This window comes from Streptomyces sp. NPDC005820, assembly GCF_040630255.1.
Classification (GTDB): Bacteria; Actinomycetota; Actinomycetes; order Streptomycetales; family Streptomycetaceae; genus Streptomyces.
This window is the reverse complement of the sequence record NZ_JBEXXE010000023.1, coordinates 32,838-57,260: the sequence shown is the minus strand read 5'-3', so window position 1 is coordinate 57,260 and position 24,423 is coordinate 32,838. Positions and strand designations below refer to the sequence as shown.

Here is a 24,423-nt window from a genome sequence, read left to right as displayed (position 1 = left end):
GTGATCCGGGCGTGGGGACGCCCGTTCATATGGGATACAAGGGAAGAGCGGGACACATGAGACGGGTAGGCGTGGCCTCGTCCGACGGAAAAGTGACGCCCGGCACGTACAACCTCCACGGGGGGACGTGTGTCCAACTGGCGTGGCAGAGGTACTCGAACTTCCCAGGGCACGTGCCGTCCTCCGACCCCGCCTCGCCGGGGTGCCCGGCGGCATGCCGGTGATCGCGCCCATGCCCGCAGCGCGGCCCACCCGCATCCCCAGCCAGCGTGACGGCGCCGAGCAGCCCGCCTCCGCCGAGAACGCCGTGGCCGCCGGTACCACCGTCGACCACCTCACCGAGACCTACCGGGCCCACTACCGCTCCCTGCTCGGTCTCGCCGCTCTCCTCCTCGACGACACCGCCTCCTGCGAGGACGTCGTCCAGGAGGCCTTCATCCGTGTCCACTCGGCGCGCAAACGCGTCCGCGACCCGGAGAAGACCCTCGCCTACCTCCGCCAGACCGTCGTCAACCTCTCCCGCTCCGCCCTGCGCCGCCGCATCCTCGGACTGAAGCTGCTGTCCAAGCCGATGCCCGACATGGCCAGCGCGGAGGAGGGCGCGTACGACCAGCTCGAGCGCGACTCCCTCATCAAGGCCATGAAGGGCCTCCAGCGCCGCCAGCGCGAGGTCCTCGTCCTGCGCTACTTCGCCGACATGACCGAGGCCCAGGTCGCCGAGACCCTCGGCATCTCCCTCGGGTCGGTCAAGGCGTACGGCTCCCGCGGCATAGCCGCCCTGCGCATCGCGATGGAGGCGGCGGCGTGAACGACGAGCCCGAGGGCCGCGACGCGCACGAGCGCCACGAGCCGTACGCGTGGCATGAGCCGATGCGGCCGGAGACAGATGATCCGAAGCACTCGCACGCTGGGAACGAAACCGTGAACCACCACCTCGACGACCAGGGCCGGGGCGGGCTCGACTCGGACGAGCTGGCACTGCGCCGGATGCTGCACCAGGCGGTCCAGGAGATGGAACCGCGCGACGGGAGCCTGGACCATCTGCGCCGCGCCGTCCCCGCCCGCCGCGCCCGCAAGCGGCAGGCCGCCGTGGGCATGGCCGCCGCCGCGCTCTTCGTCGGCACCGCGGTCCCCGCCGTCCTGCACGTCTCCGCCGCGGGCGGCTCCGACGCCAACCCCGCCATCGCCGGCCAGGCCTCCCAGGCCCAGGGCGGCACCAGCCAGGGCAAGGGGCCCGACGGGGCCACCGGCGGCAGGGTCGGCGACTCCGCCGGAAAGACCGACGAGCAGGGCAAGAGCGGCACCACCGAATCCGGTACGAGCAAGGGCACCGGCAGCACCGGCGCCTCCAGCGGCAGTGAGTCCTCCTCCACCACCGCCCAGGCCGCCCCCGTCTGCTCCGCGTCCCAGCTCGGCTCGACCTCGGCCGCTGTCGCGGGCGCCGACTCCGCCGGGATCGTCTACGGCACCTTCCGCGTCGCCAACGTCTCCGGTACGGCCTGTACCGTCGCCGGCGCCGTCACCGTCACCCCGACCGCCCAGGGCGCGGCCGACGCCACGAAGATCACCGTGGTGCAGCACGCCTCCGGCGACGCGGCGGCCGCGCTGCCCGACCCCTCCCTCTACGTCACCCAGTACGCCCTCGCGCCGGGGTCCGCGTACGAGGTGAGGTTCGCCTGGCAGCCGACCGAGACCTGTCCCACCACGAGCACCAGCGGCGGCAGCACCGGAGGCGAGTCCTCGCCCTCCCCGACGCCGACCGAGCAGTCCAGCAGTACGGGGGACACCACCACGGGCACCACCACCCAGCTGCTCACCGAGGACGGCACCGCCGACGGCAGCGTGCTCGTGACCTACACCGCGGACGACGGCTCCACGACGGTCTCGGCGACCGTGCCGAACGCCTGCGCGGGGACGGTCTACCGGACGGGCGTGCTGGCGTCCTCCTGAGCGGAGGCCCGAGCGCCGGAGGGCGCGGCCTCCTCGGGAGCGATCCCGAGGGCCGCGTCCCGCACGAACTCCACCTCGCGGCGCAGCAGCCGGAACCACATGAACACCACGAACCCGGCGAAGACGAACCACTCGCCGGTGTAGCCCAGGTTCTGGAACGCCTTCAGGTCCAGCCCCGTGTCCGGGGCCGAGCTCACCGGCACCGTCGTCATCCCGGCGTCGGCGGTGTCGAGGGTGACCCAGGCGTCGTAGACGTCGTACGGCACCAGGTTGATCAGGGACGCGGCGCTGATCGCGGCGGTCTGCCCGGACGGCAGGCCGCCCCGGGCGCTCACCCCGTTGTCGCCCGGCTGCTCGGAGGCCTGGAGCGCGCCGGTCACGGTGACCTCGCCGGAGGGCGGCGCGGGGGCCTTCGCGGCATTCGCCGTGCCGGGCAGCCAGCCGCGGACGACGGGCAGGGCCCTGCCGCCGTCCGTGCGCAGCAGGGTCAGCACGTAGTAGCCGCTCTTCCCGTCCAGCTCCCGGCCGGGCACCAGCAGCTGCCTGCCGTACCGGCCGGTGGCGGTGACCTGCTTGCCGACGGTCGCCTTGTCCACGGGCAGCAGCTCGGCGAGCGGCCGGGCCGCCTCCTCGCGGTCGGTCTCGGCCTGCGCCTTCGCCGTCCGGTGGTCGTCGACCCGCGCCTCGAACCGGCTCAGCTGCCACGACCCCATGAACACACAGAAGGGGATGGCCAGCAGCACGAAGACGTTGATCCCCCACCAGCGGGGCGTCAGCAGAAACCGGTACACGCCACCACGGTACGTGGCACGGCGCCCGCACTCGGGCGCGGGGTCGGCACCCCTCGGTGAGCAGTCGTTGCAGTCACCACCGACACTCGCCTGACCTGCGTGGATGTAAAGGTTATCCACAGGCCGCGCTCAGCGGAGGTCGTTTGTCGCCGAGGGCGGGCAGTATGGGTCCATGACTGAGAGCTACGGGTCCGCCGCGCCGGGGCGGTACGAGGAGATGCCGAACTGGGAGAAGCGCTTCAGGGCGCCCAGGGTGTCATTGCCGGACTGGGCGGAGGACACGCCTGACCGTTCCCTGTTCGTCTCCAATGCGACGGGTACGTATGAGCTGTACGCCTGGGACCGGGCCACCGGTGAGCAGCGGCAGGTGACGAAACGGGCGAACGGCACGACGGACGGCGTGCTCTCCCCGGACGGCGCATGGATCTGGTGGTTCGACGACAAGGACGGCGACGAGTTCGGCGTCTGGCGTCGGCAGCCGTTCGAGGGCGGCGAGGACGAGCTGGCGACACCGGGCCTCGACCCGTCGTACCCGGCGGGCCTCGCGCTCGGCCGCGACGGGCGGACGGCGGTGGTGGGCCGTTCGACCGACGAGGAGGGCACGACGATCCATGTGGCACGGGTCGGCGAGGCGCCCTTCGAGCTGTACCGCCACCGGGAGTCGGCGGGCGTCGGGGACCTCTCCCACGACGGCACGCTGATCGCGATCGAGCACACCGAGCACGGCGACGCCATGCACTCCGCGCTGCGGGTGGTGCGCCCGGACGGCACGAGGGTCGCCGAACTGGACGACACCGACGGCGGCAAGGAGGAGCTGGGCCTGGAGGTCCTGGGCTTCGCCCCGGTGGACGGCGACACCCGGCTGCTGATCGGGCACCAGCGGCGTGGCCGCTGGGAGCCGCTGGTGTGGGACGTGGCCACGGGCGAGGAGACCGACCTGGCGCTGGACCTGCCGGGTGACGTCAGCGCCGAGTGGTACCCGGACGGCTCCGGGCTGCTGATCGCGCACAGCTTCGAGGCGCGCAGCGAACTCTTCCGGTACGACCTGGCAGGCGGCGGTCTCGAGCGGGTGCCGACCCCGCGCGGCACGGTCTCCGGGGCGACGGCCCGGCCGGACGGCAGCGTGGAGTACCTGTGGTCCTCGGCCGCCGAGCCGCCGGTGGTCCGCTCGACGACCGGGCAGGTCGTCCTCGACCCGCCCGGGATGAAGTCCCCGGGCTCGGTCGCCGTGGAGGACGTGTGGGTGGAGGGCCCCGGCGGCCGGATCCACGCGCTGGTCCAGAAGCCGGCGGGGGCGAGCGGTCCGCTGCCGACCGTCTTCGACATCCACGGCGGTCCGACCTGGCACGACAGCGACGCCTTCGCGGCGGCCCCGGCGGCCTGGGTGGACCACGGGTACGCGGTGATCCGCGTCAACTACCGCGGCTCCACGGGGTACGGGCGGGCCTGGACGGACGCGCTGAAGGTGCGGGTCGGGCTGATCGAGCTGGAGGACGTCGAGGCGGTGCGGGAATGGGCCGTGTCGTCGGGTCTCGCCGACCCCGCCCGGCTGATTCTCACCGGCGGCTCCTGGGGCGGCTACCTCACCCTCCTCGGCCTCGGCACCCAGCCGGAGGCGTGGACCCTCGGGATCGCGGCGGTGCCGGTCGCGGACTACGTCACGGCGTACCACGACGAGATGGAAGCGCTGAAGGCGATGGACCGGACGCTGCTCGGGGGCACGCCGGAGGAGGTGCCGGACCGCTTCGATGCGTCCTCGCCCCTGACGTACGTCGACGACGTCAAGGCGCCGGTGTACATCTCGGCGGGCGTCAACGACCCGCGCTGTCCCATCCGCCAGATCGACAACTATGTGAAGCGGCTGGAGGCGAGGGGCGCGGTGCACGAGGTGTACCGGTATGACGCCGGGCACGGGTCGCTGGTGGTCGATGAGCGGATCAAGCAGGTGCGGCTGGAACTGGAGTTCGCGGCGAGGCATTTGAAGTAGGGGGTGCGTTGGCGGGGGCGGGTGCGGGTGCGTCGCCGGGTGCGTGGGGTGTCTTAAGGGCCTGGGCCCGGTCACGCAGCCCGCCCCCGCCTCCTCAGCAACTCCGCCAGCCCCCGACGCGTCGCCGCCAGCACCACCCTGTCCGAGTCCCGCAGGACATACGTGTCGGGGAGGTCCCACACCAAGCCGTCCTCACCTCGCCCCGTGTCCAGCGCCAGCACCCGCCACATCCCCGCCCGGAAGGCCTCCCCCACCGTCCGCCCCGTCAACTGCGCGCACTCCCCGACCTCCAGCGTGGCGAACAGCAGCACCCGCCGTTCCACCGGGATCGCCCCCAGGATCTGCCGCCCCAGCATCGCCCCGGCGAACGACGGCGCCGACAGATGCGACACGCTCCGGCTCCGGGTCAGCGCCTGCGGATGCGCGGCCCGCAGGGTGCGGTACACGGCGGTCGCGAAGTCGTCGTCGTACAGCCGCAGCACCACGCGCAGATCGGGCCGGAGCGTCCGGGCGTACAGCGAGGCCTCCAGGTTCGTCGTGTCGGAGCTGGTCACCGCGAGCAGTGCGTGCGCCCGGTGGATCTTCGCCGCCTCCAGCACCCCCTCCTGGGTGACGTCCCCCAGCACCACCGGCACCCGGAGCCGCCGCGCCACCGCGAGCCCGCGGGCCTCGGGCCCCGCCTCCACGCACACCACGGGGATGTTCAGCTCCCGCAGCCGGACCAGCACCCGGGTGCCGATCTTGCCCAGCCCGAGCAGCACGACATGGCCGCCCATCCCGCGCGGCGGCCGGCGCAGCGACCCCGCCCCGCGGAACGTCCCGAGTGCCTCCAGCACCGCCGCCAGCAGCACCGGCAGCAGCAGCAACCCCATCAGCCCGGACAGCAGTTGCAGCACCTGACGGGCCGTACTCGCCCCGATCGCCGGGTCGTTGATCGCGAACAGGTCCAGCAGGGTCAGATACAGCGCGCCCAGCGGATGGATCCCGGTCACCACCCACAACGCCACCGCCAGCGCGAACACACACCCCACCAGGCCGGCCAGCGACAGCCGCAGCCGTCGGGAGAAGAGGACGGCGATCGGGGCCATCGCCCCGAGACCCCGGCTCGTCTGGGGGGCGGGGCGGGTCGAGTACGCCACCTGTTCCAGCTCCACCGAGCCGCGCCGACCGGCCGCCTCCCGCACGGCCTGCGCGTCCGGCAGCAGCAGCGGCCCCTGCTCCCCGCTGCTCTCCGAACCGTCCGCGAAGGCGGGATCGGAGGCGTTCGCGGACAGCAGCGCGAGGGTGGGACGGCCGCCGGCGGGCTCACCCGGCAGGCGCTCGACGGCGCGCAGCATCAGCTTGTCCGTCTGGACGACCTTGGTGGTGCCGGCGACGGCGGACGCGGCCAGCGCGGGCGCGGCGGTGTCGGCGTCGGACAGCACGGTGGTCGAGGCGTCGCTCCCGGCCGCCGGACCGTCACCGGCGGCCAGCGCGGCGGCCTGGTCGAGGAGTTCCTCGATGTGCAGGCCCAGCCGGCGGTTGTACAGGCGCAGGACCAGCCGCAGGTGGGGGTGGAGGCGGCGGGCGGTGAGGGCGGCGCGGATGTTGGTCTCGTCGTCCTCGTACACGAGCGCCAGCGCGGCGGCCCGTTCCACGCCCGCCTCGGCGAGTACGGCCTCGGTGGGCTCGACGGCCTCCAACGTGCGCTGTCCGTTCGAGGGTTCGCCGGTGGCGGGGGTGGTGCCGTTGCCCGCGGCCCGGCTGACGGCCGCGCTCACCACCCGGTCGAGCAGCGCCGCGGACACCGCGCGGGCGCGTCCGACGACCGGCGGCCGCACCGAGCGTTCGGCGGGCGGCACGACGAGCGTGACCTGCTCCTCGTAGACACCCCGCAGTTCGGCGGCGAGCCGGTGCGCGAGCCCGTCGTCGCCGCACACCACCATGTGCGCGCCGGTGTCACCGGTCGCCCTGCCCTGATTCGGGACGCTCCCCGCATGACTGCCCACGGGGGAGAAGACTGCCGTACCGGGACGGGAGGTTCCACGGGGCCGGTGAACGGGCGGTGCGCACCTGCCGTATGAATGGGGGGACAAGGGATAAGCCGGAACCGGAACCCGGAGGTGCCCGACCCGTGGCCATCACCAAAGCGGCCCCGCGCGAGGAGGACACGCGCCCGGAGCCGTCCGCCGCGCCGGCCGAGGAGCCCCGGCGGCTGACCTCCTCCCTCGCCCTCACCCTGCTCCTGCTGCTCCTCGTGCTGCTGCAGAGTCCGATCCGGCGGGCCCTGTCCGCGCCGGTGATGCAGAGCTGGACGACGGTGTTCGTGGCGGTGGTGATCCAGGCGCTGCCGTTCCTGGTGCTGGGCGTGCTGCTGTCGGCGGCGATCGCGGTGTACGTCCCGCCGTCCTTCTTCGCCCGCGCGCTGCCCTCCCGTCCCGCGCTGGCCGTGCCGGTCGCCGGGATGGCGGGGGCGGTGCTGCCGGGCTGCGAGTGCGCCTCGGTGCCGGTCGCGGGGGCGCTGGTGCGCCGGGGCGTGACCCCGGCGGCGGCCCTCGCCTTCCTGCTCTCCGCACCCGCCATCAACCCGATCGTGCTCACGGCCACGGCCGTGGCCTTTCCCCGGAACCCCGAGATGGTCCTGGCCCGGTTCGCCGCGAGTCTGCTGGTGGCGTGTGCGATGGGCTGGCTGTGGCAGCGGGTGGGCCGTACGGACTGGATGCGGCCCCCGGCGCACGCGCATCACGAGGGGCAGACGAAGGGCGCCGCGTTCTGGGACTCGGTGCGGCACGACGTGATGCACGCGGGCGGCTTCCTGGTGGTGGGCGCGATGGCGGCGGCGACGCTGAAGGCGGTCGCGCCGGAGAGCTGGCTGCGTACGGCGGCCGGCAACCCGGTCGTCGCGGTCCTGGCCCTCGCGCTGCTCGCGGTGATCCTGTCCATCTGCTCGGAGGCGGACGCCTTCGTGGCCGCGTCCCTCACCCAGTTCTCCCTGACGGCCCGGCTCGCGTTCCTGGTCGTCGGCCCGATGATCGACCTCAAGCTGTTCGCGATGCAGGCGGGCACCTTCGGCCGAGGTTTCGCCCTCCGCTTCGCCCCCATGACCTTCGTCCTGGCCATCGCCTCGGCCGTACTGACGGGAGCGGTCCTGCTGTGAACCGACAGTCCCAGGCCGCCGTCCTGTTCCTCCTCGGCGCGGCCCTCCTGCACGCCGGCACCACCGACCTCTACCTCCGCTACGTCAAGGCGGGGTTGCAGCCGCTGCTGCTGGCGTCCGGCGCGGTCCTGATCGTCGCGGCGCTGGCCACGGCGTGGTACGAGTGGCGCAGGGGGAAGCAGGAACAGGACCACGACCGCGGGCACGGCCACCCCGAACCCCGTATCTCCTGGCTGCTGATCCTCCCCCTCCTCGCCCTGATCCTGGTCGCCCCGCCGGCCCTGGGCTCCTACAGCGCGACCCGCGCCGGTACGGCCCTGCAGGAACCCCTCGCCTACCCGGCCCTCCCGGCCACCGACCCGCTGCCCCTCGGTCTCGTCGACTACGCGGGCCGCGCGGTCTACGACCACGGCCGCACCCTCGAAGGCCGTCGCGTCGAGCTCACCGGATTCATCGCCCTGGACCACGACGGCACCCCCTACCTGGTCCGTATGGCCCTCAACTGCTGCGCCGCGGACGCCCAGCCCGTCAAGGTCGCCCTGACCGGCGCGATCCCCCCGGTCCTCCAGCCCGACACCTGGCTCACCGTCACCGGCACCTACATCCCCCGCCAGTCCCGGGACCCCGTCAACAACGGCCCCATCCCCTATTTGAAGATCACGACGGCCGAGCCGACTCCGGAGCCCCGGGACCCGTACGACGAGTCGTACAACAACTGACCGGTCGCCTCACGAGCTGCCCATCAGGGCCATGACGGCGGTGACGACCGGGGTGCCCACGGCGCCGAGGACGGCGGCGATGCCGGCGATCCTCTCCAGGACCCCGCGCAGGCCCTCGCCGGAAGGGTTGGCGCCGATCTCCCGGACGGCCGCGTCGACCTCCGCGCGGCGGCCGGCGTCCAGATGGTGGCGCAGGGCCCGGAGTTCGGTGAGGAGGGTGTCGAGGGCGGCCGCGTGGGCGTCCGGGCCGGCGGTCGTGTACGTGCTGCCGGTCACGATGTCGCCCGAGCCGCTGTGGACGGCCTTGCCGAGGTTGCCGGAGCCCCACTGCTGGATGTGGTCGCCGCTCATCGCGACCCCACGATGTTCCCGGAACCGCTGTGCTGGTTCTTGCCGACGTTGTGGTCGCCGTACTGGTTGATGACGTCACCGTGCACGGCGTGCTGCACGTTGTAGGTGATCTGCGCGACGTCCGGGTGGCCGATCGCCTTGGTGATCTCGCCGACCAGGTGCGTGATCTCGCTCCGGTCCGTGGACCACACGGCGTCGCGCTGGGTGCCGGAGGTGTTGAGGACGAGGCCGTACAGGGTGGGCCTGTTGAGGACCTTGACGAGCTGCCAGACCAGGAGGGCCTGCACGGCGAGCCAGATGATCAGACCGGGGGTGCCCGCACCGGCCCCGATGATTCCGCCGACGAAGAAGCAGATGACGGAGCGCTGGATGAACCGCTTCCAGGCGGCGCGGCGGTCGACCTCCAGCACCCGCTGGCCGACATGGGAGATGTTGCGCAGCGGATAGGCCTCTCCCTCCACCCACAGCACACCTTCGTTGACCCGTACTTGCACCACAGTCGGCCTCCTCTGTTCGGTGATGGCGGCGACTGGATGGACAGTAGGGGCGGGCGCAACCGGCCTACGGCATTTGCCAGTTATTCACTCAAACTGATTCATTCGGGCATCTCGAGGGACGCCGATGACAGAGTTGACCGAGCGGGCGGCTTCAGGAGGCCGAAGGGCTCGCGCCGTACGGCGACTCCTCGATCTTGCCGCCGAGTTCCCCGCGGAGCTTCTCCATCTCCGAGCGCGGATCGGCCGAGAGCACCCAGCGGTTGCCGACGAGATAGACCCCGCCGTAGATCATCGCCGTGTCGAGCCAGCCGCGCTGGCCCTCGGCGGTGTCGAAGGTCAGCAGCACGAACTCGGCATCCGCCGACTTGCAGACGCCCTGCCGGAAGTCGAGGGTCTTCCCGGCCTCCTTCGGCGCCGTCGTGCAGCCGACGGCCTTGCCGAGCGCCTCCAGCGTCATCGGGCGGGCGCTCGGCGCCGCGCTCTTCGAGGCGGCCGTGCGCTCCTCGTCCCCGTCCCCGGATCCGCCGCCGCATCCGGCCAGCAGCAGCGCCGCGGTGAGCGCGCACACCGGAACTCCGAGGAGACGACGGACGGGACGGTGCATCGGGACTCCGTACGCGACTGGGGGATCGGACCGGTCCCCCAGAGGTACGAAGGCCGGTCTTCGGGCGTTCAGTTGACCGCGGACCACACCAGGAGGCTAAAGTACTAGCCAACTAGATAAATGGAGGAACTGAATGATCGAGTTCCACCTCGACGGCCAGTCCGGTCTCTCGCCCTACCAGCAGCTCGTCCAGCAGGTGCGGCACGCCCTGCGGCTGGGCCTGCTGACGGAGGGCGACCGGCTGCCGACGGTCAAGGAAGTGGCCCGGCAGATGGCGGTGAACCCCAACACCGTGCTGAAGGCGTACCGGGAGCTGGAGCACGAGGGGCTGGTGGCCGCCCGGCCGGGCGTGGGCACGTTCGTCACCCGCACCCTGGCCGGCGCCTCGCTCGCCGCGCACGGCCCGCTCCGCCAGGACTTGCGCCGCTGGCTGACCAAGGCCCGCCTGGCCGGACTCGACGAGGAGTCCATCGAGGCCCTGTTCATGAGCACGTTCCGCAACGCAGCGGGGGAGGACGTCGCATGACCGCCGTATCCGTCTTACGGGCCCGGGGACTCGGCCGCAGATACCGCCGCCGCTGGGCGCTGCGCGACTGCGACCTGGACGTGCCCGCGGGCCGCGTCGTCGGACTGGTCGGCCCCAACGGGGCGGGCAAGTCCACCCTGTTGAACCTGGCCACCGGCATGCTCGCGCCGACCGAGGGCACCGTGGAGGTGTGCGGCGGCCGGCCCGCCGAGAACCCCGCACAGCTCGCCAAGGTCGGTTTCGTCGCCCAGGACGCCCCGGTGTACGCGGGCCTGACCGTCGCCGACCATCTGCGGCTCGGCGCCCGGCTCAACCCCGGCTGGGACGACCGGCTCGCCCAGGAGCGCATACGGCGTCTCGGTCTCGACCCCGGTCAGAGGGCGGGCCGGCTCTCCGGCGGCCAGCGCGCCCAGCTCGCGCTCACCCTCGGCATCGCCAAACGGCCCGAACTCCTCGTCCTCGACGAGCCGGTCGCCGCCCTGGACCCCCTGGCCAGACGGGAGTTCATGCAGGACCTGATGGAGGCGGTCGCCGAGCAGGAGATGACCGTCCTGCTCTCCTCCCACCTGGTCCAGGACGTGGAGCGCTGCTGCGACCACGTCATCGTCCTGGTCGACTCCCGGGTGCAGGTGGCCGGTGACCTCGACGAACTGCTCGCCGCGCACCGCCGGCTCACCGGCCCGCGCCGCGACCCGGACACGCTCCCCGCGCACGTCCAGGTGGTCTCCGCCAGCCACACCGAACGCCAGACCACCCTCGTCGTCCGCACCGACGGCGCGATCCACGACCCCGGCTGGACGGCCGCCCCGCTCGGCCTGGAGGACATCGTCCTCGCCCACATGGCCCGGCCCGCCGAACGGGTCCGGGACGCCCGCCCCGCCCTGGAGGTGCTGCGATGACCTGGCTGACCTGGCGTCAACTGAGGGCGCAGGCCACGGCCTGGGGCGCCTGTCTCGCCGTACTGGCCGCCGTCCTCGCGGCCACCGGCCCCCGGCTGGCCGGTCTCGGGGACCCGGCGGGCCTCGCCGCCCGGACGTCCACCACCGAGCAGGGGCTGTACTACGGCGGACTGGTCCTCGTCCTCGTCCTGCCCGCCCTGATCGGCATGTTCTGGGGCGCCCCGCTGATCGCCCGCGAACTGGAGACCGGCACCCACCGCCTGGCCTGGAACCAGTCCGTCACCCGCACCCGCTGGCTGCTCACCCGGCTCTCCCTCACCGCCCTGGCCGCCGTGGCCGTCGCCGGGCTCGGCTCCCTGGCGGTGACCTGGTGGTCCGGTCCGATCGACCGGGCCGCGGCGACGGGCGGCAGCGAGGGCGTCGATCCGTTCTTCCCCCGGCTGTACCCCCTCGTCTTCGCCGCCCGCGGGATCGTCCCGGTCGGCTCCGCCGCCTTCGCGTTCGTCCTCGGCGCGACCCTCGGCGTGCTGCTCCGCCGCACCCTGCCGGCCATGGCGGCGACCCTCGGGGTGTACGCCGGCGTCCAACTCGCCGTGCCCTTCTGGATCCGCCCGCACCTGGCCGCCCCCGAGCAGGTGACCGTGCCGATCGACGGCGGGGACCTGGTGACCCTCGGCGAGGACGGGCTGAGCCTCGCCCTCGACAAGCCGGGCGCGTGGATCACCGCCCAGCAGACCCTGGACGCGTCCGGGCACCCGGTGGCCGCCCTGCCCTCGTCCGTCACCTCGTGCGGACCGCCGACCCCCGCCGAGGACTGCCTGGGCACGCTGGCCCGCCTCCACTACGACCAGCGCATCACCTACCAGCCCGCGGGCCACTTCTGGCCCCTCCAGTGGGCCGAGACGGGCCTGTACCTGGGGCTCGCCCTCGCCCTGGCGGCCCTGTGCGCCTGGCAGGTGAGGCGCGGACCGAGCTGACACCGGGGGCGCGGACCGGGCTGACACCGGGGGCGCGACCCGCGCTACGCCCCGGTTACGTCTCCCTCAAACTCTGGTGTCCGCGCGGTGATCGCCCCATGATGGGCGTATGACGACGGCCTGGCATGCCCTGGCACAGCTGGTGAGTTGGCCGGATCTCACGGAGATCCGGTCCAGTTGCGGTACCGGCCGGGCGCTCGGCTCGGCCCGCGGAGAGATCGCCCACTTCCACTCCGACCGCAGCGTCGACCTGCTCCTCACGAGCCGGGCGATCCGCCACTACGAGCGTGACCTGCGGCGTTCGACCGCGATCCGGCTGGTGCCCGGCTCGCACTGGGTGACCGTCCGGCTCGAGTGCGAGTCGGACGTGAGCCTGCTGATGACCCTGATGAGCGCAGCTCTGCGGGCCCACCAGGATCAGCCGGACGCCCTCGCCGCCTCCGCCGCCCGCTGCAACGACCGGCTGGAGGCGGCGCTCGCCCACCGCGAGACCCTGTAGCGGGTCAGTCCTCTTCCTCGTCCCCCTCTTCGTCCCCCTCGAAGAAGTCGCCCACCTCGTCGATGACCTCGGCCGCCACCAGGCCGCCGACCACACCGACGGCGAGCCCGGCCGCGCCCGCCGCGACGGCGGTCCCGATGCCGGGACCGGAGGGGCGGTGCCCCTCGCCGTGGCCGTCGTGCCCGCCGTGGACGTGCGGGTCGTGGGAGTCGTACGAGGGGTACGACTCCCGGTGCTCGGCCAACTGCCGGATCCAGCCGTCGACTTCCGTGTTCCAGTCCCGCAGGTCGTGATGCCCGACGGAGAAGCGGGTGAGCACGTCCTGGCCCTCGCCGAGGAACCCGCCCCGCTTGTCGGCCTCCAGGACGACCTCCAGGCCGCCGGGGTGCGCGAGGAAGGTCAGCTCGATCTCGTTGATCCGATGGGCGTACTGCGGGGCCGGGGTCAGCTCGATCTCCTGGTAGAAGGGGAGCTGCTGACCGGTGCCGCCGATCCGGCCGTACTCCAGGTCCGCCGACCGGAAGCCGAAGCCGAGCTGGCCGAGCGCCTCCAGGATGTGCTCCTGGGCCGCCAGGGGAGCGACGGTGAGCTGGTCGAGGTCGCCCTTGTCCCGGGCGCCGGCCACCGACAGCTCGGTGCGCACCCCGAGGACGATGCCGAGCGCCTGCCCGTACAGCTCGGTGATGGGCGTCTCCCAGGGCAGGGTCAGCCCGAACGGCACGCTGCGGTGCTCGCCCTCGCCGAGCCGGAAGCCGCCGCCGATCGTGACCCGCTCGAAGACGACGGTCCCCTCGCTCTCGCCGTCGCCGTGCTCGGCCTCCACCCGGGCCACCAGCTCCAGGGTGAGGTGCTCGATGTCGTGGTCGGCGGTGCCGCCCTGGAGATGGACCTGGCCGGTGAGCGTCCCGCCGGGCCGGACCGGAGCGGGATCGAGGACCGTGTCGACCGTGGGTCCACCCACACCGAGCGAGCCGAGCAGTCGTTTGAACACCATCGTGGCGTTCACTCCTTCACGTGCGTGCAGTGTTTCTACAGAAGTGTAGATCCATGGGGGCGCTCCCGTGGGCCTCACGCTCTCCCATGGGTCTCCGCCGAGCGGCGGGTCAGCGAGTCGAGCACCACCGCCGTGTACAGCACCCCACCGGTGATCATGAACTGGACCGGCGAGCCGACCCCCAGCAGCGCCATGCCCGAGGCGATCGACTGGATGATCAGCACCCCCAGCAGCGCGGACCAGGTCGATCCCCGCCCGCCGAACAGGCTGGTGCCCCCGATCACGGCGGCGGCGATGGCGTTGATCAGCAGCATCCCGGAGCCCGGCACCTGGCTCGCCGAGGTCAGCCGCGAGGCGACGAACAGACCGCCGACCGCCGCCAGGGTCCCCGACACCATGAACACCGCGATCCGTACCCGCGACACGTCGACCCCGGCCCGCCGTGCCGCCTCCACCCCGCCGCCGAGCGCGAGGATCTGCCGGCCGTACGGGGTGCGGCGCAGGAACAGGTCCGAGACGACGACCACCGCGAGGAAGACCAGCAGCGCCAGCGGCACGCCCTCGAACTGGTTCAGCACGGAGACGGAGGTGAAGGCGGCCGCCGCGAGCAGGGCCGTACGGATCCAGATGTCGGCCACCGGGCGGTACGGCATCCCGGCCGCGCCCCGGCGTCGGCGGTCGCGCAGGCAGAAGGCGAGGTACGCGGCCGTGGCGAGCGCCGCCAGGCCGTAGCCGACGACGGCGGCGCTGAAGTAGCGGCTGGTCAGCTGGGCGACCAGCCCTTCTTCGCTGAAGCTGATGGAGGTCTCCGTGCCCAGCAGGTAGAGCATCAGACCGTTCCAGGCCAGCAGGCCCGCGAGGGTGACGACGAACGCCGGTACGCCGATCCTGGCGAAGGAGAACCCCTGGATCCCCCCGGCCGCGGCGCCGCAGGCCAGCGCGACGAGCACGGCGAGCCACTCCGGCATCCCGAGGTTCACGTTCAGCGCCGCGAACACGGCCCCGGCCAGGCCCGCGAGTGAGCCCACCGACAGATCGATCTCGCCGATCAGCAGCACGAAGACGATACCGACGGCGACCATGCCGGTCCCGACGATGTCCACGCTGAGGATGGACAGATTGCGCGGCGAGAGGAAGTTGTGGTTGAGCGCCTGGAACACGATCCAGGTCAGCGCGAGGGCGAGCAGGACGGGCGCGGGGCCGAGATCGCGTTCGCGCAGCCGGTGGCGTACCGAGTGGGCGTACGCCGTGAGGTGGGCGGCGTACCGGCCGGACCGCCGGGCCGGGCCGCGCGCGCCGCCGCCGGGGTGCGGCGGGGTGCCGTGCGACGGGGGGCCGTCGCCTCCTGGGGTGGGCTCCCTCACGGCCAGGCCTCCTCGGGGCGGGTCGGGCGGTGGGCGGAGGCGTTGTCGGCCGCGCCGGTGATGGAGGCGATGATCTGCTCCTGGGAGGCGGTGTCCACATCGAAGAAGCCGTTGTTGCGGCCGAGGCGCAGGACGGCGACCCGGTCGGCGACGGCCTTGATGTCCCCCATGTTGTGGCTGATCAGCAGGACCCCGAGGCCCCGGTCGCGCAGTTCCTCTATGAGGTCGAGGAGCTGGCCGGTCTGCTCGACGCCCAGGGAGGCGGTGGGCTCGTCGAGCAGGAGCAGCCTGGGCGCGCCGAGGAGCGAACGGGTGATCGCGACGACCTGCCGCTGGCCGCCCGACAGCGCGGCGACCGGAATCCGCACGTCGGGGATGCGGATGGACAGGGTGTGCAGCAGCTCGCGCGTGCGGCGCTCCATCTCCACCTCGTCGAGGATGCCGAGCCGGTGGATCTCACGGCCGAGGAAGAGATTGCCGACGACGTCCAGGTTGTCGCACATCGCGAGGTCCTGGTAGACGGTCGCGATCCCCAGGAGCCGGGCGTCCTGGGGACGTCTGATCGCGGTCGCGCTGCCCAGCCACTCGATGACGCCCCGGTCGGCGGGACCGGCCCCCGAGATCACCTTGACCAGGGTGGACTTCCCGGCGGCGTTGTCGCCCATCAGGGCGACCACCTCCCCGACCCCGATCTCCAGCTCGACGTCCACCAGCGCCTGGACGGCCGCGAACCGCTTGGAGACGCCGCGCAACGCCAGCAGGGGCTGAACCGGCACCGCTCACCTCCTCACCCGGGCCTCCCCGGGCTCATCCGGTGAGACCCGCCTTGGCGCAGGCGGCCCGGAGCTCGGGGGTACAGATCTGATCGATGGTGTACAAACCATCCTTTATCAGAGTGTCCTTGATGGTGCCGACGGTCACCGACACGGACGGCAGCAGGACCGCCGGGATGTCCTTCCTGCCGGCGTTGTCCACGGTGGCGGTGGCGATGGACTCGACCGGCTCGTCGCGCCCCAGCGCCACGGCCATCTCCACGGCGGCGTCGGCCGCGGACTTGTACGGCTTGTACACGGTCATGTACTGGTCGCCCTTGACGATGCGCCGTACGGCCGCGAGATCGGCGTCCTGCCCGGTGACCGGGGGCAGCGGCCTGACCTCGGTGGCGTTGAGCGCGGAGATCACGGCGCCGGCGAGACTGTCGTTGGCGGCCAGGACGCCGTCGATCCGGTCCGCGCCCAGGGCGGCGATGGCGCCGCGCATGTTGACGAACGCGTTCTCCGGGCGCCAGCCGACGGTGTCGTACGACTTTCCGATCTTCACCTTGCCCTTGAGGACGGAGAGGGCGCCCTGCTTGAACCATTCGGCGTTCGGGTCGATCGTGGCGCCGTTCATCATGACGATCTGCCCGCCGTCCGCCGTCGCGCCCATCGCCTTCAGCAGTCCCTCGCCCTGGAGCCGGCCGACCTCGGCGCCGTCGAAGGTGACGTAACCGGAGATCGGACCCTGTGCCAGCCGGTCGTAGGCGACCACCGGGATGCCGGCCCGCTCCGCGGCCACGACCGACGGCCGCAGCAGCTCGGGGTCGACGGCGGCCACGATCAGCACGTCCACCCCCCGGGTGATCATGGCTTCGAGCTGTTGCCGCTGGACCGCCGGATCGGGTGTGGCGGCGACCTGGACCGCGGGGCAGGACGGACACAGCTCCTTGGCCTTCTTCTCGATCAGGGGCCGGTCGAACTGTCCGAAGCGGGAGGCCCCGCCGCCCGGGAGCAGCAGCCCGATGGTGGGGTCGCCGTCCTTGCCGTTCCCGCCGCCCCCGCTTCCTCCGCCGCCGCACGCCCCGACGAGGGTCAGGGCGGCGGCGACGGTCACGGCCAGGCCGACCCGCCCCATCGGCCCCCGCCCCGGCCTCGCCGCACGACGGTGCCCGAAATCGCATGTATTGCCCGTAATGGGTGCATGAGGTCCAGGGTAGCCAAGCTGCCGGTTTTGCGTTCAACAGCACGGACGGATCGAATTCACTGTGCGGATGCGTCCGCACTCTCGCGCAGCGCCGTTCCTGCTGTAAGGCTCGGACGTGTGACGTACGTAGTGACCGTGGAGACCTGCATCCCGGAGGGCACTCCGGAGATGGACCCGCTTCAGCGCGCCGGCGCGGTGGCGCTCATCGAGGACGGATTCGGTTCCGTACGGGCCGTCGAAGGGCCCGACGGACTGGAGGTGGACATCCTCGACACCATCGTGGCCGTCCACCCCGGCGGCGCCCTGCTGAAGGTCGTCGTGGACGCGCCGGCCCTGGAGTTCGCCGAGGACTCGGTACGGGTCCTCGTCGACGAACTCCTGGAGCGCACCGAGCTGCTGGCCGACTGGGAGATCGAGCGCTGCGAGGTCGAACTCCACCAGGACCTCGCCATGGCCAGCCTCGAGGCCGCCCACGGCCCCGACGCACCCCCGGACGACCCCGTCGCCCGCAAGGCCCGCCACACCGAGGCCCCGACGGCCGACGGCACCGGCGCGGGCCCCGACGCCGAGCGGAGATCCGCGACCGTACGGTCCCGGATGCTGGAGCTGGCCGACGAACTGCGCTCCCTGCCCCCGGCCAGATTCGGCGTACTGGAGGACGAGGACGGGCTCGCCGTCCCGCCGGAGGCCGCCCGGCTCGCCGCCGGCGCCCTGGTCCACGCCACCGACGTCCTGGTGGACGAACTCTTCGAGGACGTCCAGGTCCTGACCCAGGAGGACGCCACCGTCGCGGAGTGCGAGGGCCCCCTGTGGCACCTCGAACGCCTCCCCGACCGCTACGCCCTCCAGTACGACGCCCACTTCGCCCGCCGCTTCCTGGTCACGGTCATCGCCCTGACCACCCGCTTCACCGACGGCAGCTTCCAGCGCCTCGGCTGTGTCGCCGAGGAGCTCGCCCTGAGACTCCTCCTGAGCCAGACGACCATGGTCCTGGAGCTGCACGACCTCCTCGACGATGACGTGTCGGCCGCCCTCGACGCGCTCACCGACCACCTCTACGAGGACATGGACCACGAGTACCTCTACGGCGACGACCACGACGACCACGACGAACGGGCCGCCCCCGACGCCCCGCTCGGTGTCGCCCCCGTGCCCTTCGAAGCCTGGTTCACCCCGTTCAACCGCGGCCGGTACATCCACCCCTCGGCGGCGGACGAGCCCGACGCGGCGGCCCGCTGAGCCCGCGGAACAGTGCGGGGGAGGGCACGGAGGAGAACGAGCGTCAGCGGCCGGTGAAGTAGTGGCCGTCCTCCAGGTCGGCGATCAGACCGGGGTGGACCGGCTCCCAGCCCAGCAGCCGACCGGTCTCCTTGCCGGACATCGTGAGGTCGAGCGTGACGAACGGAAAGCCCTTGAAGTGGTCCGCGGCCTGCTCGGCGGGGATGCTCACGGCGGGGACGTCCAGTCGGCGGCCGATCGTCTCGGCGATCTCGCGCACGGTGACGCCCTCCTCGGCCGCGGCGTACAACTGGGCCCCGGCGGGGGCCTTCTCCAGCGCCAGCCGGAAGACGCGGGCCACGTCCAGGGTGTGGCCGGCGGCCCAGCGGCCCGCGCCGTCGCCGACGTAGGCGGACACGCCCGAGGCGCGGGCGATCCCGATCAGCCGGGGGAGGAAGCCGCCGCGGTCCCGTGCGCTGTGGGTGACCGGCGGGACCGCGACCAGCATGGCCCGTACGTCCTGCTCGGTGAACCCGGCGATCGCGCGCGCGGCGGCCGAGCGGGGGTTGGCGGCGATCGCCGCGTCGCGCCGCGCGTCGCCCGTGGGGGTGAGGCCGACGCCTATCAGGGTCCTGCCCGTGCCGGTCAGCGCGTCACCGAGGGTGCGCACCACGGCCAGGTCGGCGGCCGCCGCGGCGGCGAACTCCCGGGGGGGACAGGGAGGCGTGGTCGAACGCGAGGTGGATGACCGCGTCCGCGTCGGCCACGGCCGGGCGCAGCACGGCCGGGTCGGTGATGTCCCCGCGGCGCACCTCGGCGCCCATGGCTCCGACGGCGACGGCCGAGGCGTCGGAGCGTGCCAGTCCTACGACCTCGTGTCCGGCCCGGATCAGTTCGGGGACCACGGCCGATCCGATGTGCCCGCCGGCGCCGGTGACGCATACCCGCATGAGCGTTTCTCCTGAGTCGTGGCGCTCCGCTGCCGGAGCGAAGTGATGTGACTTGGTACCGTCACCCTACCCCGAGTGACGGTACCAAGTCACATCACTTAGGCTGTCCCCATGGCTCGATGGGAACCGAACGCGCGGGAACGGCTGGTGCGCGCCGCACTCGACCTGTTCACCGAACAGGGCTACGACGCCACCACCGTGACCGGCATCGCCGATCGGGCCGGTCTGACCAAGACCACGTTCTTCCGGCACTTCCCCGACAAACGGGAGGTGCTCTTCGCCGGCCAGGACACCCACGCCCGGCTCCTCGCCGACGCGATCACCGAGGCCCCCGGCCCGGCCACGCCCCTGCAGGCGGTCGGCGCGGCCCTCGACGCGATCACCGCCACCTTCACGGACGACCGCCGTGAGTTCAGCGCCAGGGTCCGCTCGGTCACCGCCGGCCACAGCGAGCTGCAGGAGCGCGCCGCCCTCAAGCGCGCCGGACTCGCCCGGGCGATGTCGGACGCCCTCCACCACCGCGGCGTGACGGAACCGACCGCGAGCCTCGCCGCCGAACTCGGCGTCCGCGCCTTCTATGACGCCTTCGACCGCTGGGCCGACCCGGCCGGCCAGGCAGACCCGGCCGACCACCGCACACTCACCGAACTCGCCCGCCACACCCTCGACGAACTCCACGCCGCCGCAGCCGCGCTGCGGTAGGCCGTCCCCCGACCGGGCCGACTCACGGCCCCGCCTCGGCTACGAACGGCGCGAGTTCCCCGACACGTCCGTGATGCCCGGACCGGCGCGTCCAGGGCTGGGGCCGCCACCGTGCGTAACGTTCCGGATACACCGCCAAGACCATCCGTCTCCCCGCCCTTTGCCCGCGCCCGGTGGTCTTGCCCCGCTGCGCCCCGCACCACCGGCGGGACGCCGGACGCCTCGAGGAGTCGTACCCGTGCCCAGACCCACCCGCCGTCACCTCACCCTCGCGACCGCCCTGGTCGCCGCGACCACGGCGGTCGCGGCGGTCACCACCGCGGCCGGCGCCTTCGACACCGCCCAGCAGGCCGGGAACGCGATCCAGGGCGGCAAGGCGAAGAACGTCATCCTGCTCATCGGCGACGGCATGGGCGACTCCGAGATCACCCTCGCCCGTGACTACGCGGTCGGTGCGAACGGCCGCCTGAACATGGACAAGCTCCCGCTGACCGGCGCCTACACCACGTACGCGGTGCACGCCGACGGCACCCCGGACTACGTCACCGACTCCGCGGCCAGCGCCACCGGCTGGGCGACGGGCGTGAAGACGGTCAACGGCCGTATCTCCAAGACCCCCGGCACCGACAAGGCCGTGCGCACCATCCTGGAGCTGGCGCAGAAGAACGGCTACGCCACCGGCAGCGTCACGACCTCCGAGCTCACCGACGCCACCCCGGCCGCGCTCGCCTCCCACGTCACCGACCGCTCCTGCCAGGGCCCGGCCGACATGGCCAAGTGCCCCACCGACACCATCGCGGCCGGCGGACCCGGCTCGATCGCCGAGCAGTCCGTCGACCACAAGGTCGACGTCCTCATCGGCGGCGGCAAGCAGCGCTTCGACCAGACGGTCACCGACGGCAAGTACCAGGGCCTGACCGTCACCCAGCAGGCCCGGAAGCTGGGCTACCAGGTCGTCACCGACAGCGCGGGCCTGAAGAGCGCGAAGGCCGGCAAGCCGGTGCTGGGCCTGTTCGCCGACGGCAACGTCCCGGTCGAGTGGACCGGCAGGGCGGCCGCGGTGGGCGGCACGGACCCCCAGCGCTGCGTCACGTCGAACCCCAACCGCCCAGCCTCGACCCCGAGCCTCGCGGACTCGGCCACGAAGGCGATCCAGCTCCTGGAGGCCGGGCAGAAGCACTCCGGCAAGGGCTTCTTCCTCCAGATCGAGGGCGCGTCGATCGACAAGCAGGACCACGCGGCCGACCCGTGCGGCCAGATCGGTGAGACCGCCGCCTTCGACAAGGCCGTCGAGGTCGCCCGCGCCTACGCCGCGAAGCACCCCGACACCCTGGTCGTCACCACCGCCGACCACGGCCACACCAGCCAGATCGTCCCGCTGGAGGCCACCCCGCCCGGCCTGTCCTCGACCCTGATCACCGACGAGGGCCGGCAGCTGAAGGTCAACTACTCGACCGACACCCCGGGCCGGTCCCAGGAGCACACCGGCACCCAGGTCCGTATCGCCGCCCAGGGCCCCCAGGCCTACCGCGTCCTCGGCGTCACCGACCAGACCGACCTCTTCACCACCATCCGTGAGGCCCTGCGCCTGCGCTGACGCCCCGCCCGACGAGGGACCGCGGCCCGACCGCCCGAGGGCGGCCGGGCCGTACGCCCGTCAGCCGTCGGTGACCGTGATCAGGAGCGGCCCGCCGGGTACGGGCAGCCCGTGGCCGTTGGGGTAGCCGTACTGGGTGTGCAGGCCGCCCACGTCCGTGAGGGTGAAGCCGACCGTGTACGTGCCCGGGGCGAAGCCCTGGCGCAGGGGGACGAGCAGCCTGAGCGGGCCGCTCGTCACACTGCTGACGCCACCGGAACTGCCGCCGACAGGGGCGCCGCTCGCGTCGTACACCGTGAGGCTGAAACCGTCGACGCCCACGAACGACGTCACATCGAGGGTGAGAACGGCGTTGCGCGGCAACGTGCTCGCGGGCACGGACGTGAGGTCCAGCGAGGCCGAGTTCGCCACCGGGGCGGTCGTGTCGGGGATCTGCGTGGCCACGAGGTCCAGGGCGGGCCCGTGGAAGGCCGCGCCGTACGCGGCCGACCGGCCGGCGCCGTCCGTGAGGCCGATTCCCGTGACGCTGCACCGCCTCGTGTAGACCGGCGGCACGGTGGCCCGCACCGAGATCGTGCCGTCGGCCGCGATCTCCGGGTTCTCCGTGACCGATCCGCTGCAGCCGTCCAGCAGCACCGTCACGGAGGCGATGCCGTCGCGGAAGCCGGACGGTCTCATCGTGATCGTCAGCGGCGCCGTGCCGTTCCAGTTGTTGTACTGGGCGGGGGTGACGGCGAAGTCCGACGCCTGCACCGTGGCGTTCTGCGTGACGTGCACCGGGTCCTGCGACAGCCCGTCGGTCACGGCGACGTTCCCCGACGCGTCCGTCAGCCGGACGCGCGAGAGGGACCACGTCCCGGCGGGGGCGCCGGCCGGCAGGGTCACCTCCGCCGTGCAGAAGACGTCGTGGCTGTCGTACCCGGGATAGTCCCCGCACCACAGCGTGCCGTCGGTGTCCCGGGTCAGCCGGATCGCCCCGCTCGCCGTCGCGCCCCCCGGGCCGCCGAGCACGAGCGCGCCCCGGAAGAAGCCGGACTCGGCGTCGGTGATGTGCAGCCGGTACTTCGCGGTGACGGAGGCGTCGGCGTTGTAGAGATACTCCGGCTGGTCGAGCACCGTCCCGAGATCGTCGTACGCCGGTCCCGTCGCGTCGATGAGATGGGTGGCGGTGAACGCCGTGTCGAACCGGGCCAGCCGGTGCCGCCCCGCGGTGAACGTGGCGCCCCGGTCGTCCCTGGCCGTGACCTTCACCACGGCCCAGCGTGCCGTGGCCCGAGCCGCGTACCGCGGTACGGGGAAGGCGTAGCTGTAGTCCGCGGACGCCATCGTGCCGCCGACCGCGCTCGCCTGGTAGGGCCATTGCGGCTGGAACGAGAACGTCAGGGTCTGCGGCGCCCCGACGAGGCGTCCGCCGGCGCCCACCTGCTGAACGGTGAGGGCGCCGAACAGGTCGGTGGCCGCCGGGTCCGGGTCCGTGACGGTCCAGTCGATCGTGACCGTGGCATCGCCGGAGGTGGCGTCCACCGCGCTCTGCTCGACGGCGAGGGCCGTCACGCCCGGCCCGGCCTCCCGCGCCGCCTCCCCGGCCTGTGCGGGACCGGCCGCGAGCGCGCCGATCAGCAGCCCTCCGACGGCCGCCGCGAGCAGTCCGAATCCCCAGGGTCTCTTCCCGACCTGCACCATGAAAGCCCTCCCCTTGAGCCGGTCATGACATGAGGCGGGGCGATGCTAGCAGCGGTGGCTCGGCGGCACGGAGCGGTTTTCCTGGAGCTCGGGGGTGCTAGGCCGCCTTGGGGCGGCGCGGAGCACGCACACCCCGGACGGGTCCCGGTACCTCCTCGTGCGGGAAGGGCTCGTGGGGGAAGAGTTCCTGCGGGAAGGGCTCCTGCGGGAAGGGCTCGTCCTGCCCGAAGTCCGGGGCCTGGAAGGGGTTGGTCGCCGGAGGCGGCGATGCCGCGGCGCTACGGCGGGGTTGCCCTTCCAGGGCGGAGAACAGCGACGTCGAATCGATGAGAGGTCTCCTTGTGTGACAGGCCCCGGACGGGGCCTGGCGTGCCGTGAGCGGGCACGGCGGTCCTACAGCTTGGTCATCTTGGCGTACGGGCTCAGGATCCGCATCTGCGCCGAGCCGAAATCCACGAGTGCCGCGATTCCTTCCTCGATGCCGATGACCCGGCCGAGGCCGTACATGTCGTGGGTGACCTGGTCGCCCACGGCGAAATGCTTGGGAGCGGGCGCTACCGGGGCCTTGAAGGGACTGGTGGGCAGGTGACGCTTCGGTGCAGCAGGCTTTGTCATTGCCCCCAGTATGCGCCTGCCTCCACCCCCTCGGCTGTGCCCTTCCACACCCACGACCCGCCACCCCCGCCGAACGGCGCCGCCCGCACCGCGACCGGCCCCGCCCGACAGCCCCGCCGACCTGCGGTTCGACCCCCGACACCAACAGCGCACAAGCCACCCGCCCCCACCCCACAACGGCCCGACACGGCTCCGACAGCCACCCCCGAAACCCCGCCTCGTGGGCGTCCACGCCGGGTTCTCGCCTCGTGGGCGTCGACGCCGGGTTCTCGCCTCGTGGGCGTCACGCCGGGTTCTCGCCTCGTGGGCGTCCACGCCGGGCTGCCGCCTCGCGGGCCTCGACGCCGGGCTGCCGCCTCGCGGGCGTCCACGCCGGGCTGCCGCCTCGCGGGCCTCGACGCC

General features: G+C 72.7%; 25 protein-coding genes. 12 read left to right on the top strand and 13 right to left on the bottom strand.

The genetic code is table 11. From position 1 onward, the window contains the following. Positions 1-214 precede the first annotated feature (214 nt). Together ABZ464_RS27200 and ABZ464_RS27195 are read left to right on the top strand one after the other, a co-directional pair. Positions 215-808, top strand: coding sequence for a SigE family RNA polymerase sigma factor (locus tag ABZ464_RS27200; protein WP_055633089.1), 594 nt, complete (start codon positions 215-217; stop codon positions 806-808). Beyond that, positions 805-1,950 (top strand): hypothetical protein, encoded by a 1,146-nt coding sequence (locus tag ABZ464_RS27195; protein WP_359280568.1) that lies wholly within the window; start codon positions 805-807, stop codon positions 1,948-1,950. Before ABZ464_RS27200 ends, ABZ464_RS27195 begins: the two co-directional genes overlap by 4 nt. Here ABZ464_RS27195 and ABZ464_RS27190 read toward each other — a convergent pair. Beyond that, a complete protein-coding gene (locus tag ABZ464_RS27190; RefSeq protein ID WP_359280567.1) occupies positions 1,920-2,741 on the bottom strand; it encodes an SURF1 family protein in 822 nt (273 codons plus the stop codon). The genes ABZ464_RS27195 and ABZ464_RS27190 overlap by 31 nt on opposite strands. Before the next feature lie 172 nt (positions 2,742-2,913). Between ABZ464_RS27190 and ABZ464_RS27185 the strand changes: the two genes are divergently transcribed. Continuing rightward, positions 2,914-4,728 (top strand): prolyl oligopeptidase family serine peptidase, encoded by a 1,815-nt coding sequence (locus ABZ464_RS27185; RefSeq protein ID WP_359280566.1) that lies wholly within the window; start codon positions 2,914-2,916, stop codon positions 4,726-4,728. A 71-nt stretch (positions 4,729-4,799) separates the two neighbouring features. Here ABZ464_RS27185 and ABZ464_RS27180 read toward each other — a convergent pair whose 3' ends face one another. Then, the gene (locus tag ABZ464_RS27180) at positions 4,800-6,653 is read right to left on the bottom strand and encodes an NAD-binding protein (RefSeq protein WP_359280769.1); all 1,854 of its coding nucleotides are present in this window, start codon (positions 6,651-6,653) and stop codon (positions 4,800-4,802) included. Between the two features lie 188 nt (positions 6,654-6,841). On the opposite strand from ABZ464_RS27180, the gene ABZ464_RS27175 reads away from it, so the two are divergent. Together ABZ464_RS27175 and ABZ464_RS27170 are read left to right on the top strand one after the other, a co-directional pair. Beyond that, positions 6,842-7,864: a permease gene (locus ABZ464_RS27175; protein WP_359280565.1), complete on the top strand. Its 1,023-nt coding sequence runs from the start codon at positions 6,842-6,844 to the stop codon at positions 7,862-7,864. Then, on the top strand, positions 7,861-8,583 hold the full coding sequence (locus ABZ464_RS27170; protein ID WP_359280564.1) for a TIGR03943 family protein: 723 nt from the start codon (positions 7,861-7,863) through the stop codon (positions 8,581-8,583). Before ABZ464_RS27175 ends, ABZ464_RS27170 begins: the two co-directional genes overlap by 4 nt. Positions 8,584-8,592: 9 nt before the next feature. On the opposite strand, the gene ABZ464_RS27165 is transcribed toward ABZ464_RS27170, so the two are convergent. The 3 genes from ABZ464_RS27165 to ABZ464_RS27155 form a co-directional block, all read right to left on the bottom strand. Further along, a complete protein-coding gene (locus ABZ464_RS27165) occupies positions 8,593-8,934 on the bottom strand; it encodes a hypothetical protein (RefSeq protein WP_359280562.1) in 342 nt (113 codons plus the stop codon). Continuing rightward, entirely contained in the window at positions 8,931-9,431 is a 501-nt protein-coding gene (locus ABZ464_RS27160) for a DUF6232 family protein (RefSeq protein WP_359280560.1), read from the bottom strand. The genes ABZ464_RS27165 and ABZ464_RS27160 overlap by 4 nt, the downstream gene beginning before the upstream one ends. Before the next feature lie 151 nt (positions 9,432-9,582). Next, on the bottom strand, positions 9,583-10,035 hold the full coding sequence (locus ABZ464_RS27155) for a hypothetical protein (RefSeq protein WP_359280558.1): 453 nt from the start codon (positions 10,033-10,035) through the stop codon (positions 9,583-9,585). Positions 10,036-10,168: 133 nt separating this feature from the next. Between ABZ464_RS27155 and ABZ464_RS27150 the strand changes: the two genes are divergently transcribed. The 4 genes from ABZ464_RS27150 (at position 10,169) to ABZ464_RS27135 (ending at position 12,936) form a co-directional block, all read left to right on the top strand. Then, the gene (locus ABZ464_RS27150; RefSeq protein WP_359280556.1) at positions 10,169-10,561 is read left to right on the top strand and encodes a GntR family transcriptional regulator; all 393 of its coding nucleotides are present in this window, start codon (positions 10,169-10,171) and stop codon (positions 10,559-10,561) included. Next, a complete protein-coding gene (locus ABZ464_RS27145; RefSeq protein ID WP_359280554.1) occupies positions 10,558-11,460 on the top strand; it encodes an ABC transporter ATP-binding protein in 903 nt (300 codons plus the stop codon). Before ABZ464_RS27150 ends, ABZ464_RS27145 begins: the two co-directional genes overlap by 4 nt. After that, positions 11,457-12,437 (top strand): transporter, encoded by a 981-nt coding sequence (locus tag ABZ464_RS27140; RefSeq protein WP_359280552.1) that lies wholly within the window; start codon positions 11,457-11,459, stop codon positions 12,435-12,437. Before ABZ464_RS27145 ends, ABZ464_RS27140 begins: the two co-directional genes overlap by 4 nt. Positions 12,438-12,546: 109 nt before the next feature. Next, positions 12,547-12,936 (top strand): luciferase family protein, encoded by a 390-nt coding sequence (locus ABZ464_RS27135; protein WP_359280550.1) that lies wholly within the window; start codon positions 12,547-12,549, stop codon positions 12,934-12,936. A 4-nt stretch (positions 12,937-12,940) separates the two neighbouring features. On the opposite strand, the gene ABZ464_RS27130 is transcribed toward ABZ464_RS27135, so the two are convergent. The 4 genes from ABZ464_RS27130 to ABZ464_RS27115 form a co-directional block, all read right to left on the bottom strand. Then, complete coding sequence (locus ABZ464_RS27130; RefSeq protein WP_359280549.1) at positions 12,941-13,930, bottom strand: sporulation protein; 990 nt, start codon at positions 13,928-13,930, stop codon at positions 12,941-12,943. Positions 13,931-14,004: 74 nt separating this feature from the next. Beyond that, entirely contained in the window at positions 14,005-15,150 is a 1,146-nt protein-coding gene (locus ABZ464_RS27125) for a sugar ABC transporter permease (protein WP_359280767.1), read from the bottom strand. Between the two features lie 140 nt (positions 15,151-15,290). Then, on the bottom strand, positions 15,291-16,070 hold the full coding sequence (locus tag ABZ464_RS27120; protein ID WP_359280547.1) for an ATP-binding cassette domain-containing protein: 780 nt from the start codon (positions 16,068-16,070) through the stop codon (positions 15,291-15,293). Between the two features lie 31 nt (positions 16,071-16,101). Then, positions 16,102-17,187, bottom strand: a complete 1,086-nt coding sequence (locus tag ABZ464_RS27115) for a substrate-binding domain-containing protein (protein ID WP_359280545.1) — start codon at positions 17,185-17,187, stop codon at positions 16,102-16,104. A gap of 186 nt (positions 17,188-17,373) precedes the next feature. Here ABZ464_RS27115 and ABZ464_RS27110 point away from each other — a divergent pair, with 186 nt between their 5' ends. Next, positions 17,374-18,495, top strand: coding sequence for a hypothetical protein (locus ABZ464_RS27110; RefSeq protein WP_359280543.1), 1,122 nt, complete (start codon positions 17,374-17,376; stop codon positions 18,493-18,495). A 43-nt stretch (positions 18,496-18,538) separates the two neighbouring features. Here ABZ464_RS27110 and ABZ464_RS27105 read toward each other — a convergent pair whose 3' ends face one another. Beyond that, positions 18,539-19,144 (bottom strand): hypothetical protein, encoded by a 606-nt coding sequence (locus tag ABZ464_RS27105; RefSeq protein ID WP_359280541.1) that lies wholly within the window; start codon positions 19,142-19,144, stop codon positions 18,539-18,541. Further along, positions 19,128-19,424: an NAD-dependent epimerase/dehydratase family protein gene (locus ABZ464_RS27100; protein WP_359280540.1), complete on the bottom strand. Its 297-nt coding sequence runs from the start codon at positions 19,422-19,424 to the stop codon at positions 19,128-19,130. The genes ABZ464_RS27105 and ABZ464_RS27100 overlap by 17 nt, the downstream gene beginning before the upstream one ends. Positions 19,425-19,535: 111 nt before the next feature. Here ABZ464_RS27100 and ABZ464_RS27095 point away from each other — a divergent pair, with 111 nt between their 5' ends. Beyond that, positions 19,536-20,126, top strand: a complete 591-nt coding sequence (locus tag ABZ464_RS27095; RefSeq protein WP_359280539.1) for a helix-turn-helix domain-containing protein — start codon at positions 19,536-19,538, stop codon at positions 20,124-20,126. A 238-nt stretch (positions 20,127-20,364) separates the two neighbouring features. Then, positions 20,365-21,723: an alkaline phosphatase gene (locus ABZ464_RS27090; RefSeq protein WP_359280538.1), complete on the top strand. Its 1,359-nt coding sequence runs from the start codon at positions 20,365-20,367 to the stop codon at positions 21,721-21,723. Between the two features lie 60 nt (positions 21,724-21,783). On the opposite strand, the gene ABZ464_RS27085 is transcribed toward ABZ464_RS27090, so the two are convergent. After that, positions 21,784-23,406, bottom strand: coding sequence for a hypothetical protein (locus ABZ464_RS27085; protein ID WP_359280536.1), 1,623 nt, complete (start codon positions 23,404-23,406; stop codon positions 21,784-21,786). 393 nt (positions 23,407-23,799) lie between these two features. After that, positions 23,800-24,021 carry a hypothetical protein gene (locus ABZ464_RS27080; RefSeq protein WP_359280535.1) on the bottom strand — a complete coding sequence of 74 codons (222 nt, stop codon included), beginning with the start codon at positions 24,019-24,021 and terminating at the stop codon, positions 23,800-23,802. Between the last annotated feature and the right edge of the window lie 402 nt (positions 24,022-24,423).